At 72.3% G+C, this 13,941-nt stretch carries 10 protein-coding genes; 6 read left to right on the plus strand and 4 right to left on the minus strand.

Annotated elements, in window-relative coordinates; all coding sequences use genetic code 11:
* Nucleotides 1–76 precede the first annotated feature (76 nt).
* The 3 genes from HUT12_RS09515 to HUT12_RS09525 all read left to right on the plus strand — a co-directional run bounded on the left by HUT12_RS09515 (nt 77) and on the right by HUT12_RS09525 (nt 3,544).
* On the plus strand, nt 77–1,567 hold the full coding sequence (locus HUT12_RS09515; RefSeq protein WP_176093144.1) for a phosphatase PAP2 family protein: 1,491 nt from the start codon (nt 77–79) through the stop codon (nt 1,565–1,567).
* Nucleotides 1,568–1,583: 16 nt separating this feature from the next.
* Entirely contained in the window at nt 1,584–2,408 is an 825-nt protein-coding gene (locus HUT12_RS09520; RefSeq protein ID WP_303393479.1) for an endonuclease/exonuclease/phosphatase family protein, read from the plus strand.
* 347 nt (nt 2,409–2,755) lie between these two features.
* The gene (locus tag HUT12_RS09525; protein ID WP_176093146.1) at nt 2,756–3,544 is read left to right on the plus strand and encodes a hypothetical protein; all 789 of its coding nucleotides are present in this window, start codon (nt 2,756–2,758) and stop codon (nt 3,542–3,544) included.
* A 318-nt stretch (nt 3,545–3,862) separates the two neighbouring features.
* Here HUT12_RS09525 and HUT12_RS09530 read toward each other — a convergent pair whose 3' ends face one another.
* Complete coding sequence (locus HUT12_RS09530) at nt 3,863–4,825, minus strand: TIGR03557 family F420-dependent LLM class oxidoreductase (protein WP_176093147.1); 963 nt, start codon at nt 4,823–4,825, stop codon at nt 3,863–3,865.
* Nucleotides 4,826–5,191: 366 nt separating this feature from the next.
* On the opposite strand from HUT12_RS09530, the gene HUT12_RS09535 reads away from it, so the two are divergent.
* Both HUT12_RS09535 and HUT12_RS09540 read left to right on the plus strand, forming a co-directional pair.
* The gene (locus HUT12_RS09535) at nt 5,192–6,613 is read left to right on the plus strand and encodes a cellulase family glycosylhydrolase (RefSeq protein WP_176093148.1); all 1,422 of its coding nucleotides are present in this window, start codon (nt 5,192–5,194) and stop codon (nt 6,611–6,613) included.
* Nucleotides 6,614–6,933: 320 nt separating this feature from the next.
* Nucleotides 6,934–8,028, plus strand: coding sequence for a sporulation protein (locus HUT12_RS09540; RefSeq protein ID WP_176093149.1), 1,095 nt, complete (start codon nt 6,934–6,936; stop codon nt 8,026–8,028).
* A gap of 90 nt (nt 8,029–8,118) precedes the next feature.
* Here the strand turns inward: HUT12_RS09540 and HUT12_RS09545 are convergent, their stop codons facing one another.
* Nucleotides 8,119–8,502, minus strand: a complete 384-nt coding sequence (locus HUT12_RS09545; RefSeq protein ID WP_131051311.1) for a hypothetical protein — start codon at nt 8,500–8,502, stop codon at nt 8,119–8,121.
* Nucleotides 8,503–8,875: 373 nt separating this feature from the next.
* On the opposite strand from HUT12_RS09545, the gene HUT12_RS09550 reads away from it, so the two are divergent.
* Entirely contained in the window at nt 8,876–9,277 is a 402-nt protein-coding gene (locus HUT12_RS09550) for a hypothetical protein (protein ID WP_131051309.1), read from the plus strand.
* Between the two features lie 52 nt (nt 9,278–9,329).
* On the opposite strand, the gene HUT12_RS09555 is transcribed toward HUT12_RS09550, so the two are convergent.
* Both HUT12_RS09555 and HUT12_RS09560 read right to left on the minus strand, forming a co-directional pair.
* Nucleotides 9,330–11,552 carry an ATP-binding domain-containing protein gene (locus tag HUT12_RS09555; protein WP_176095709.1) on the minus strand — a complete coding sequence of 741 codons (2,223 nt, stop codon included), beginning with the start codon at nt 11,550–11,552 and terminating at the stop codon, nt 9,330–9,332.
* 232 nt (nt 11,553–11,784) lie between these two features.
* Complete coding sequence (locus tag HUT12_RS09560) at nt 11,785–13,899, minus strand: tetratricopeptide repeat protein (RefSeq protein ID WP_176093150.1); 2,115 nt, start codon at nt 13,897–13,899, stop codon at nt 11,785–11,787.
* Between the last annotated feature and the right edge of the window lie 42 nt (nt 13,900–13,941).

Consider the following 13,941-nt stretch of genomic DNA (forward strand, 5'->3'; position numbering starts at 1 on the left):
GCACCCATCGACGCGGGTACAGCGCCACGCCAGAAGGCGTCGCCGTCGGTCGACGCCCCTGGCGAAGGAGGCTGCCGTGGGCGCGGTCCGGGACGTACTGCGACGACCACTCGGTCACTTCACCGAACGTACCCTCGCCGGGCTGCTGCTCGTCCTCGGCGCCGGGGTCGGTTTCGGGCTGCTCCTGGTGCTGGTCCGGGTGCAGTGGACCCCGCTATACGACGTGGACCACGGCGTGGCGGTCTGGCTCAACGAGCGGATCTCACCCATCGGTCCGCTGGTGACGGTGCTCACCGCCATCACCGACCTCGGCGGTCGACCGGTGATCGTCTGGCTGGTCACGGTGGCCGTGGTCGGGCTGCTGATCCGCAAGCAGGGTCGGCTCGCGGTCTTCCTGATCGTCACCGGGGCGGGCGCGCTGATCCTCGACCCGTCGCTCAAGACGCTCGTCGACCGGCTGCGCCCCGAGGTGGACGTGCCCATCGGCACGTACGCCGGGCAGAGCTTCCCCAGCGGACACGCCCTCGGGTCGATGGTCGCCTACGGCGCGCTGCTGCTGGTCTTCCTGCCGGCCATGGCGCCCCGCTGGCGCAAGCCGGCGATCGCCCTGGCCGCCACCGTCGTGGTCCTGATCGGATTCACCCGGGTCGCGCTCGGCGTGCACTTCCTCTCCGACGTGCTCGGCGCCTGGCTCCTCGGCGCGGCCTGGCTCGGCGTCACCGCGTACGCCTTCCGGCTGTGGCGGTTGGAACGCGGCCGCCCGGCCGTCCCACTGACCGACGGCCTGGAGCCCGAGGCGGCACACGAGGTGGCCCTGGCACCGGAGGAGGAGAAGCTGCTGCCGCACGCCCGTGCCGGCGTCGCCGAGATCGTGGTCGGCTGGGTGCTGGTCTTCGGCGCCCTCTACGGCTTCGGCATGCTCGTCAGCTACCACGCCGACGGCACCTTCCTGGCCCGGCTCGACGAGACCGTGCCGCAGTGGTTCGCCGACCGGGGCACCCCGTTCCTGGACGACCTGAGCTGGGTGTGGAGCAAGGTCGGCGACACCCACGCCATCCTGCTCATCTCGATGGTCTTCTGCCCGCTGGTGCTGGCGATCTGGCGACGCTGGCGGCCGGTGCTCTTCGTGGCGCTGACCATGTTCGGCGAGCTGACGCTCTTCCTCGCCTCCGCCGCCGCCGTGGACCGGCCGCGCCCGCCGGTGGAGAACCTGGACGGCCCGATGCCGACGTCCTCCTTCCCGTCCGGCCACATCGCGGCCACACTCTGCCTCTGGGTGGCGATCGCCGTGGTGGTCTTCCCGCGTACCGACCGGTGGTGGCGTTGGCTCTTCGTAGCGGCGGCGGTGATCATGCCGGTCGGTGTGGCAGTGTCCCGGATGTACCGGGGCATGCACCACCCGACCGACTTCATGGGCGCGATCATGCTGACCGGGCTCTGGATCGGGCTGCTCTACTGGGTGATTCGCCCCAACGAGGACGTACGGTCCGGCAACCAGCCGGAGATCGAGTCCGAGGACGTGGACACCCTCGACGACGAGCTGGCCAAGGCCGGCCAGCCGGGCTGAGGCGACCGTGTTGCGGATGATGACCTGGAACATCCGCAACGGCGGACAGGACCGGCACGGCCCGGACCGGCGCACCCTGCTGGCCCGGGTCGTCGCCGCACACCGCCCGGACGTCCTCGCCCTCCAGGAACTGCGCGGCCTCGACGTGGCCCGCTTCGCGTCGGACGCCGGCCTGACGCCCCACCTGGCCCGGTCGCCCTTCGGCCAGCCGGTCGCGTTACTCGTGCACCCGCGCTGGCCGACCACGGCGACCGGGCCGGTCCGTCGACCGTTCCACCACGCGGCACAGCGCGTCACACTGTCCACCGACGCCGGGCCGCTCGCCGTCCTCAGCACCCACTTCTATCCGTACCGTGGTGGCCGCCGCCTGGTCGAGGCCGGCTGGGCGGCCGCCGCGCTACGCCGGTCCCGCGCCGACCTCGCCCTGCTCGCCGGAGACCTGAACACCCTCGCCCCGTACGCCGACCACGCCGATGGTGTTGATCGCGCCGACCGTGCCGATGCAGTCGATCGCGCTGATCACGCCAGGAGTCTGGCCCGGCTGGCACCCGCGTACCGCCGTCGGCACCTGCGCCGCGACGGACGGACCGTGGACACCCGGGCGGTGGCCCGCCTGCTCGCCAGCGGTCTGGTCGACCTGGCCGCCACCGCCGGCCCGACCGTGCCCACCGGCTACGGACACACGCCGGAGTTCGCCGAGATGCGCCTGGACTACCTGCTGGCCACCCCCGCCCTGGCCGCCCACCTGGTCGACGTCCAGGTCATCCGCACCCCCGACACCCACCGGGCCTCCGACCACCACCCCATACAGGCCACCTTCACCCTCACCCCACCCACGTAGCGCCGCGTCGCCTCGTCCAGCCCCGCTCGCCTGTGCCCACCTGGCTCCTGCCCTGCCCCATCTCCGTAGTGGTCCCCACGTCCGGCACACCCCTACCTGTTCCGGTGCAGTGCGGAGGCACCCGCACACACGACGTCCCACGTCCCACGCCCCCGGCTCTCGCCCGCCCTCGCCTGCGGTGATCAAGGAGTTTTGGTCACGGAGAGGTCGTACGAAGGCACAAGCTTCTTGGTCATCGCCGGTGGACGCGGGCGGGATCCGGGAGTGCGTAGCGCTGGGCTACGGCGCCGAGATGGCCAGCGGCTACGGCGTCGGGCTGGTTGGCGGGAAGCGGATACGGTGTGGCCGTGATCGACTCGTCACCGCGCGATCGTGAGGCCGACACCAGGTCGGTGGTGTCCTCACCGGGAAGGGTTGCCGCACGGGCCGTCGCGCTGGTGGTGGTGTTGCCGTTCCGGCTGGCCTGGGAGTTGCTGGTCGCCGTCGGCGGGCTGCTGCACCGGTGGCTGGTCACGCCGACCCTGTGGTTCCTCGACCGGTGTGTATGGCGTCCGATCCACTGGCTGCTGCGCCACCTGGTCTGGATTCCGCTGCTCTGGACGCTGCGGGCCCTCGGATGGCTCTGGCACACCCTGGTGTGGACCCCGTCGAGCTGGATGTGGCGTCGTCTGGTCGAGTTCTGGCACGGCGTACTGTGGCCGCCGCTGCGCTGGTGCGGTCAGGGACTGGCCCGGATGCTGCGCTGGTGCGGCCGGGCGGTGGGCTGGCTGGTACGGGTCGTCGTGCTGGTGCCGTCCTACTACCTGGTGTGGGTGCCGCTGGTGTGGACCGTGCGGGTGTTCACTCCGCCCGCCCGACTGCTGGGCCGATGGCTCGCGGTGGTAGCCGGGCTGCTCGCTGCGGTGGTGGTCTGGGCCTGGCGGACGGCGGGGCGCATCCTCTGGTGGTGTGGGGTGTGGACGGTGCGCCCGGTGTTCCGGGCCGGGCTGTGGGTGTGGACGCACCTGCTGCTGCCCGTCTGCCGAGCCGTCGGTGCGGTCTGGCATGCGACGGTCGACTGGCTGCGTCGTGGCGTCCTGGACCCGATCGGCCAGGCCACCCGCGAGGTCCTCGTCGGCCTCGGCCTGCGCCGCTGACCGCGCAGGCGGACCGGCAACGCCGCGCGATCCTGCCCTCGGCGGCGCGCAGGCGAGCCGGCAACGCCCGCGCGATCATGCCCTCGGCGGCGCCCGGATGTTAGGAGGGGTCCCTTCCTATACACGAGGCGTTAGCAGGGGACCCCTCCTTACACACACAGCAGCAGCAGCGGGTGGTCAGAGCACCAGGTTCAGCAGGACGGTCAGCACGATCGAGGCGACGATCGAGAAGAGGATCATCAGAAGGCAGCCGAGGCCGCCGCCGGCCGGTCGGATCTCCGTGTTGCCGATACGCATCGCTGAATCACCTCCTGCCGGTCACAGTTCGCGCAGCCGGGGCAGCAACTGCTCCTGCGCCCAGTCGAGGAACATCGGTTGGTGGTCGCCGCCGACCTGCACCAGCGCCACGTGCGTGAAGCCGGCGTCGACGAACTTCTTGAACGCGGCCACGTGCGTGTCCACGTCCGGACCGCAGGAGATGCCGGCGGCCACGTCCTCTTCGCGTACGGACTGCGAGGCGGCCTCGAAGGCGTCGGCGTCGGGCAGTTCGGCGTTGACCTTCCAGCCGAGCCCGAACCAGCGGAACTGGTCGTGCGCGATCTTGCGGCACTCGGACTCGTCCGGGCCGTAGCAGATGGCCACCTGGCCGTAGCGGGGTTGTCCGGCGCCACCGGCCTCCTCGTACATCTCCACCAGGTGCGCTTCCGGCTCGGTGGCGATCATGCCGTCGGCGTACTCGGCGGCCAGGGTGGCGGACTGCCGTCCGGACGCGGCCACCGCCATCGGCACCGGCGTGTCGGGTCGGTCCCACAGGTACGCGTCGGGCACGTCGTAGTGGTTGCCGGAGAAGGTCAGCGTCTCGCCGTTGAGCAGCGGCCGGATGATCTGCAACGCCTCCTCGAACATCTCGTGCCGCTGCTGCACGTGCGGCCAGGCGCCCACCACGTGCTCGTTGAGGTTCTCCCCGGCGCCGAGGCCGAGGGTGAACCGCCCGTCGGAGAGGAGTCCGACGGTGGCGGCCTTCTGTGCCACCACGGCCGGGTGGTACCGCCGGATCGGGCAGGTCACGAACGACATCAGCTCCGCGCGGGAGGTGGCGTGGGCGACCGCGCCCAGCACCGACCAGGCGTACGGCGAGTGGCCCTGCGACTCCAGCCAGGGGTAGTAGTGGTCGGACATGACGAGCTGGTCGAAGCCGGCTGCCTCGGCCCGTACCGCGTGGTCGACGAGTTGCTTCGGGCCTGCCTGTTCGCACATCAACGTGTATCCGATGCTGACCATGCTGTCTCCTTCGCTACCCGGCGGTCCGTTTGCGGATACCCGGGCCCGGTTGGGTCAATCCTCATCGACGCTTGACGCGCTCTTCGGCGGCTGCCTACGGTTATCTGAACCGGTTCAGATGCAGGCCGGGAGCCCATCCTGTGGTGGGGATGGTCCGCCCGTGGTGGCCCGGCTTCTCATGGGTCACCACGGGTCGCCGCCCGTCGGCCGAGTTACTGAACCGGTTGCTTCCGAGGCTTCATCGGCCTACGCTGATGCCTGCCTCGCCGGGCCTCTCGCCGCGCGGCTGCCGGGCTACAGCCGCCGCATCTGCCACTCACCGCACTCCCTCCTGGGCACGGGGGAGAGAACTCCTGCGAGGAATCGATGAGAAGACTTTTCGGGGCCGTCGGCGCCGTGCTGCTGGCGACCGTCGCCGCAGTGTTCGCCTTCGGCCCGTCGGCGCACGCCGCCACCGGCTTCACCGTCAGCGGCGGCAAGCTGTACGACGCCAACGGCAACGAGTTCGTCATGCGCGGCGTCAACCACGCGCACACCTGGTACGCGAACCAGACCAGTTCGTTCGCGAACATCAAGGCGCTCGGCGCGAACACCGTCCGGGTGGTGCTCTCCAGCGGTGACCGGTGGACCCGCAACAGCGCCGACGACGTGTCGAACGTGATCCAGCTCTGCAAGACCAACCGGCTGATCTGCGTGCTGGAGGTGCACGACACCACCGGCTACGGCGAGCAGAGCGGTGCCGCCACCCTCGACCAGGCGGTCGACTACTGGCTGAGCATCGCCGGCGCGCTCAACGGCCAGGAACGGTACGTGATCGTCAACATCGGCAACGAGCCGTACGGCAACCAGAACTACTCGTCCTGGGCCACCGACACGTCGAACGCGATCCGGCGGCTGCGTACCGCCGGCATCGCGCACACGATCATGGTGGATGCCCCGAACTGGGGCCAGGACTGGTCCTTCACCATGCGGGACAACGCGCCGACGGTGTTCAACGCCGACCCGGCCCGCAACACCGTCTTCTCGGTCCACATGTACGGCGTCTTCGACACCGCCGCCGAGATCAGCGACTACCTGGGCCGATTCCGCAGCCGGGGCCTGCCGATCGTGGTCGGCGAGTTCGGCCACTACCACTCCGACGGCGACCCCGACGAGGACGCCATCCTCTCCTACACGCAGGCCAACGGCATCGGCTGGCTGGGCTGGTCGTGGAGCGGCAACAGCGGTGGCGTGGAGTACCTCGACATGGCCACCTCGTTCAACCCCAACCAGTTGACCAGTTGGGGCCAGCGCCTGTTCAACGGCACCAACGGCATCCGGCAGACCGCCCGGGAGGCCAGTGTCTTCGGCGGTACCCCGCCGCCGACCACGCCTCCGCCCACCACGCCTCCGCCCACCACGCCTCCGCCCACCACGCCTCCGCCCACCACGCCTCCGCCGACGACCCCGCCGCCCACGACGCCTCCGCCGACGACCCCGCCGCCGGGTGGCGGCTGCACGGCGACGTACTCGATCACCGGGCAGTGGCAGGGCGGCTTCCAGGGCGACGTCCGGGTGACCGCCGGCAGCAGCGCCATCACGGGCTGGACGGTGCGCTGGACCCTCGCCGGTGGCCAGTCGGTGAGCCAGTCCTGGAATGCCACGGTCACCAGCAGCGGTACCACCGTGACCGCTCGCAACGTCTCCTACAACGGCCAGCTCGGCGCCGGTGCCAGCACCAGCTTCGGCTTCCTCGGCAGTTGGAGCGGAAGCAACCCGGCCCCTGCGGTGACCTGCACCGCGAGCTGACGACCGCACCCCTGACGGTGGCCGGGCTCGACGCGGGCCCGGCCACCCGGGTCGCGCTGCCGGTAGTCCACCACGCCGCCTTTGCTCTGCTTCACCCCACGCACCGATGTGGCGTCCGAACCGTTGCGTCGGTTGAAGCAGAGCAAAGGGGGCCGAGGGGACACCTACCCGCGACGGCAGACCGGCACCGCACCTGTGGGCCGGACCGACAGCTTCCGCGTCCGGCTTCCCAGCGACCTTTCAGGGCCGCCCGATACGGTGCCGCCGTCAGCGTCCGTTCCTAAAGGGAGCCCGGGCACCAGACCCCGCAGGAGAACTGAATGGTCTTCAAGAAGATGTTGAGCGCGTTGGGCGTGGGCGGTCCGAGTGTGGACACCGTCCTGGCCAACCCGAACACCAGGCCCGGGTTGGCCCTCGACGGTCAGGTCAACCTGCTCGGCGGGGAGGCGGCGGCGAACATCGAGCAGATCGTCATCGGCCTGGTCACCCGGGTCGAGGTCGGCGAGCAGGCCGGGGTGATGGAGTTCCACCGGCAGGTGGTCAGCGGTCCGCTCCAACTCGCCGCGAAGCAGGCGCTGTCCATCCCGTTCCAGCTTCCGGTGCCGTGGGAGACCCCCATCACCGGGCTGTACGGCCAGCGGCTGCACGGCATGACGATGGGTCTGCGTACCGAGCTGGCGATCGCCCGCGCGGTCGACAAGGGCGACCTGGACGAGATCAACGTGCACCCGCTGCCGGTGCAGGAGCGGATCCTGGAGGCGTTCCTCCAGCTCGGCTTCCGTTTCAAGAAGGCCGACCTGGAGCGCGGCAGGATCCAGGGCGTACGCCAGACGCTGCCGTTCTACCAGGAGATCGAGTTCTTCGCCGCGCCGCAGTACGCGCAGACCGTCAACGAGCTCGAAGTGACGTTCGTGGCCAACCCGCACGGCGTGGACGTGGTGCTCGAATGCGACAAGCGGGGCGGATTCCTCGCGCCCGGCCAGGACGTGTTCGGCCGGTACCAGGTGGCCCACTCCGACGCCGAGCGGTCCGACTGGGTGGAGACGGTCGACGGCTGGATCCAGGAGACGATCGGGCGTTTCGGTGCACTGCGCGCCCAGGGGTTCGGCCCGCAGGGCTACGGCGCCCCCGGCTACGGTGCCCCCGGCTACGGCCCGCAGGGTTACGGCCAGCCGGGGTACGGGCCGCAGGGCTACGGCGCCCCGAACAAGTACGGCCAGCCGCAGCGGCGGGGCGGGGTCGGCATGGGCGGTGTGGTCGCCGGTGCGGCGCTCGGCGCGGCGGGCGGCATGCTCGCCGGTCACATGATCGGCAACGCCTTCGACGGTGCCGAGGAAGAGGTCACCGAGGCGGCCGGCGACTTCGGCGGTGACTTCGACGGCGGCGGTGACTTCGGGGGCTTCGAGGAGTTCTGAGCACGACGCCGCACCCCGCTCGGCGGGGCGCGGCGAGACAGGACGGTGGCCCTCCGGGAAGACTCCCGGAGGGCCACCGCACGCAAGGGGTCAGCGCCGCCCGCGCTGCTTGCGCTCCGCGGCCGAACGCCGCTGGCTACCGGCCTTGGCCAGGCCACGGCTACCCAGGTAACCGATGGTCAGCAGCGTGATGAAGAACCACGCCTGGCCGGGGTTGTTCAGGTTCAGGCCGTTCGCGGTGGTCCCGCGCCAGAAGGCAGAGATCACCACGAGGGTGACGGCTGCCGCGTAGATCCAGAACTCGGTCGTCAGGAACGACTGCTTGGTCTCCGTACCCGGAGACGGCATCTCCTCCCGGTGCCCGTCGTGCATCATCGGCATCGGGCGGGTGGCGGCCTCTTGCATGGCCTGCCGGTTCTGGGCGTCCTGCGCCGGACGGTTCATCGGCCTGGTCGATGCAGCCTGCGTGCTCATCTGTCCTCCTCAGGATGTGATGAGTCGTCACCTGCGGCCCTCGCCCCGCTACCGCGTGTCGGCCACGGCACGGTTCGCGCACCTGGCGGGGGCACCCGCCGTCTACCCCGCCGCCGGGAGGCAGTAACCCCCGGCGACCCGGCCGAATCCGTCCGGCGTGGGGATACCTGCCCGGCCCGGCGAATGCCCACCCGAACGGGCCCGATGTCCCGTTCCGACCGTGCCCGGACCACCATCGCTCTCCGCACCACGCGCGGCCGGTGGTTGCGCGACCGGATGCCGGCGCGCGGGCCCGGTGGACCGGTGGTGCGGGTTTGTCGGGCCGGTCACCGGGCACGCCATCAGGACCGACGCTTCTGCGAGGTGATGGATCGTGCGTGAGGACGACATGCGACAGGACGCCGCCCGCCGGGCCGAGGAGCGGATCGCCGGCGGCGTGTACGGCGAGGGTGCCGTGGACGAGGTGACCGTGCCGCCCACCGATGTGGAGAGTGAGATCCAGCGCGACGACCGGGACGATCCGGCGCACGTGCCGATCGACCCCACCGTGCTGCGCGACGGCGGCCCCACCCGGGGTCAGGGCGCGCTCACCACGACGGGCGGTACGGCCGGACCGGCCAGCGCCCGACGGGTGGCCCGCCAGCCGGAGCGGCACCGGGGCAAGGTGGCACCGACCACCACCGGCGACGCCACCACCGGCGGGATGAGTACCCCGTCCGGCGGCAGCACCAGCGACCAGTCCACTCCCGCCACCCACGTGGGCAGCTTCGACTGACCGACCACCCACCGCCCGGCCCGGCCCTCACGAGGGCCGGGCCGGGCGGTGGTCAGGGGGTGGGGGTGAGGGTGGTGAGGCGTTGGGTGGCGCGGGTGAGGGCCACGTAGAGGTCACTGCGCCCCCGGGGGGACTCGGCGACGATGCGGTTCGGGTCGACCACGATCACCGAGTCGAACTCCAGGCCCTTGGCCTCGGCGACGGTCAGCACCACCACCCGGCTCTCCAGGTCGGGCTGCTCGCCGACGGCCGCCTCCGGTAGCGCGGTGGTGAGCGCGGTGCCGAGGTCGTCGACGCGACCGGCCGGCACGATCACGCCGAGCCGTCCGTCGGTGAGCCCGGCGGCCTCGTCGGTGGCGACCTCGACCAGCTCCGTGGCCAGCCGGTCCGCCGGTACGTCCCGCGTGCCGGGCGGGAAGCCGCTGGCGCGTACGGCGCGGGGTGGGCGCAGGGCCGGGTCGATCTCGGCCAGTACGCGACCAGCCACCTCCATGATCTCGGCGGGGGTGCGGTAGCTGACGGTCAACTCGGTGAGCCGCCACCGGTCGGCCACGTACGGTGCCAACGCCTCCGACCAGGACGGGGTGCCGGCCAGGGCCCCGGTCTGGGCCACGTCGCCGACGATCGTCATGGAACGGCTCGGGCACCGGCGCATCAGCAGTCGCCAGGCCATCGGGGAGAGTTCCTGCGCCTCGTCGATGATGATGTGGCCGAACGCCCAGGAGCGGTCGGCGGCGGCGCGCTGGGCGGTGGTGAGCCGGTCGGCCTCCTCCTGCCGTTCCAGCAGCCGGTCGGCGTCGAGCAGGTCGGTCACGCCGAGGATCTCGCCGCCGTCGGCCTCGTCCTCGACGTCGATGGACCGGGAGCCCCGGGCGATCTCCAGTACGCCCTCGGCGTACTCGCGTTCCATGGCGCGGATGCGTTCCCGGCGGGCGGCGGCGGCCCGGTCGTCCTCGCCGAGCAGTTCCGCCGCCTCGTCCAGCAGCGGTACGTCGGCCGGGGTCCAGCCGCCGGGCTCGCGGTGCAGGGCGGCCCGCTCGTCGGCGGTGAGCATCGGCGCGGCGGTGGCGATGCGGTCGGTCGAGGCGTACAGGTCGGCGAGCAGGCGTTGCGGGGTGAGGACCGGCCACAGCTCGTCCAGCGCGGCGGTGATCTCGGGTTCTTCGCGCAGTTCCCGGCGGATCTCGGCGCGGTCGGCCTCTTCGAGCAGGTTGTCGCCGCCCAGCGGGTCGGCGCCGATCCGTTCGGCGATCTGGTCGGCCAGCGCGTGGATGACCTCGACGTCGAAGAGGGCGCGGGCCAGGTTGTGTGGGCGGTCGCTGTGGCGCACGCGGTCCCGGGCGGCCCGGACGGTCGCCGGGTCGAGCACGAGGACCTCCTGCTGCGGCAGCGTGATCTCCAGCGGCTCGTCGGGCACCCGCTGCCGGTCGCGGACCGCGTTGGCCAGCACCTCGGTCATCACCGGCCGTCCCTTGAGGGCTGCGGTGGTGGCCGGCTCCGCGCGCCGGGCGCTGACGCCGGGGAAGAGGTCCCCCTGGGTACGCAGCAGCACGCCGGTCTCGGCCAGCGCGGGCAGCACCTGCGAGATGTACCGCAGGAAGGTGACGTTCGGGCCGACCATCAGGACGCCCCGGGTGGAGAGTTCCCGACGGTGCGTGTAGAGCAGGTACGCGGCGCGGTGCAGTGCCACCGCGGTCTTGCCGGTGCCGGGGCCGCCCTGCACCACCAGTACGCCGGACAGGTCGGACCGGATGATCCGGTCCTGTTCGGCCTGGATGGTCTCGACGATGTCGCGCATCCGGCCGGTACGCCCGGCGTTGAGCGCGGCCAGCAGCGACGCCTCGCCGGTCAGCTCCTCGTGGGCGGTGGGGGAGGCGGTGGTCAGGTCCAGCACCTCGTCGTTGAGGGCGACCACCTTGCGCTGCCGGGTCCGCAGGTGACGCCGCCGCCGGATGCCCTGCGGGTTGGCGGCGGTGGCGAGGTAGAAGGCGCGGGCGGCGGGGGCCCGCCAGTCCATCAGCAGCGGGTCGTAGTCGCCGTCGGTGTCGAAGATGCCGATCCGGCCGATGTAGTGGCGCTCGTCGTCGTCGGTGTCGAGTCGACCGAAGCAGAGACCGTTCTCCACCGCCGCGAACTGCTCGACCTGTTCGGCGTACATGCGGACCGCGCTGTCGCGCTCGGAGCGTGCCTGGAGGGTGCCGCCCGCCGCCCGCAGTTCCTCGGTCAACCGCTGTGCCGCCTGGTCCCGCAGGTCGTCGAGGCGGTGGTAGAGCATCGAGACGTACTCCTGCTCGCGGCCGATCTCGTCGTCGGACGGCGAACCGCCGGAGTGCCTTGACAATCCGTCTCCCGGTGGGTTAGAGTTCGTTTAGGAACGGCTTTTACAGCCGTTCTTTTTTGTTGCCTGAACTGCCAAAGATACCGCGCGACGACCGCCGGAGCCAAGGCGGTCGGGCCCCGTCACACCACGGTGTGCGACGCCCGTGCCCCGACTCCGGGCGGTGTGGTCACCGGCGTTCGGTGCAGACCTCGTCGGATCGCGCGACCATGTCGGTGGACCAGGCGACCGCGACCGTGAAGCAGTAGTCGAGGCTGCGGTTGAGGCCGTAGACCACGAAACTGTCGGTGCCGGCGGGCAGGTCGGCGAAGGGGCTCTTCGGCTGCCCGGTCCGACCACCCGAGATGATCACCGGTCCCTCCGCCCCCGCCGGGTACGCCCAGCGCAGCGTCACGCTGTCCCGGTTGTCGCGCAGCGACAGCTCGGTGGGCGGCGCGCCGGGCGAGGCCGGTGGTGCCTCCGGTGCCGACGCGGACGGAGTCGCCGCCCCGCTCGGGGCGTCCCCGGCGGTGGGGGAGCCCGGTTCGCCCGGCCCGTCGACCCGGGACACCCCGGCGATCACCGCGGCGGCACCGAGCAGCACCACGACCACACCCGCCGCGATGATCGGCACCAGCCGGTTCGGGCGGGGGGAGGGCGCGGCCGGCGGCCGGCGTACCGGCACCGGCAGCAGGCGGGACGACGGACCGGTGCGTTCCGGTTCCAACCGGCGCAGCCGGTAGACCCCCGGCGCCTGCGGCGCCGGACCGGTCAGACCCATCACGCTCGGCGGTACGGCTGCCCCGCTCGACTCGGCCGACGGCGTCGGGGTGGGCCGGGCCGGGTGGGCGGGGTCGGGCGAGGCCGGCTCGGTCGGTTGCCCGGTCCACCAGTCCTGCGGCGGCCCGGCCGGACCGTCCGCCGGCTGCCGTGGGGTCGGCACCGGCGACGCCGCCCCGGCGGGCTGCTGACCGGCCGGGTGGCCCTGACCGGGGTGGTAGCCCTCGGGCGGGTGCTGCTCCCCGGCGTACCGGGCATCCGCCGGGTCGCCCGTCGCCGGCCAGCCCGCCGGACCGGTGCTCTCCGTGGGCCAGTCCGCCTGGTATCCCGCCGGCCAGGTCCGTCCGTCGGTGGCCTCGGCGGGCCAGCCCTGCGGACCGCCGGTCCCGTCCCACGCCGCGTCGTCGGCGGTCCAGTTCGGGGTGGCTCCCGTCGACGTCGTCCAGTCCCGGTCGACGTCGTCCGGGTCGGGCCAACCGCCCGGGTCCGCTCCGGACCCCGCAGGCCCGGACGCCGTCCAGTTCGGGGTGGTCCCGGCGTCGGGGGGTGCGGACGCCGTCCACGTCGGGTCGGGTGCCGGCGCGGACGATGCCGCCGTCCAGGTCGACGCCGGGCCGGAGGCCGGTGGGGTGGCGGTCGGCGGCCGGGTGGGATCGGTCCCGGACCAGTCCGCGCGGGGATCGTCCGGCCGGTCGTCGGTGTCGTGGTCGGACCAGTCGGGCGGGGCGGCGGCGGTGGCCGCCCAGTCGCCGCTGGGCGGGGCGTCACCCTGCGACGGGGTCCGCGCGGCCGGTACGACGGAGCCCTCCGCGCCCACCGGCGGGGTGTCGGCGCAGACGTGGTCGGGGTTGGCCGGGGCCCGGGACAGCGACGCCACCTGGGCGGTCAACGGGTCGTCCGGGGCGAGGTGCCGACGGGCGAGTTCCCGGGCCAGCGCGAGGTGGTCCTGCGCCTCGGTGAACTGCCCGCAGTCGCGTTGCATCGAGCCGAGCCGGGCGAGCATCTTGATGCCGCTGGGCTGCCCGTCGCCGTAGACCTCGCGGTGCAGCTCCCACGCGTCCTGGAGGCGGTCGCGGGCCACCTGGCACTGGCCACGGGCGTACTCCACGGTGGCCAGGTCGGCGTGTGCGGCGAGGACCCGCAGGGACTCCGGCCCGTCCGAGGCGGTCAGCTCGATGATGACTTCCTGGTACAGCCGGGCGGCGCGGGACCAACTGCCGACCCGGTGCAGCACCGCCGCGAGGGTGGCCGCGGCGGCGACCGTACGCGGGTCGGAGCGGCCGTGCAGACGGGTGGTGGCGGCGTACGCGTACGCCGCCCAGCCTCGTGCGGAGTGCGGCTCGCCGAGGGCGACCAGCACCCGCGCGTGCAGGCCGGCCGCCTCGGCCATCTCGGGTGTCGCGTTGGCCGGGCGCGGGTCGGCGCCGGTCAGCGCGTCGGCGAGGAGCCGTTGAGCGCCGGCGAGATCGCCGGAGGAGACCAGGTCGTGCGCCTGATCAGTCAGTTCACCGAAGCCGGAGGGCACGCCCCATCGTGCTCATCCGACGACGTTATGTACAAGACCCGC

It is taken from the genome of Verrucosispora sp. NA02020, from assembly GCF_013364215.1.
Lineage (GTDB): Bacteria > Actinomycetota > Actinomycetes > Mycobacteriales > Micromonosporaceae > Micromonospora.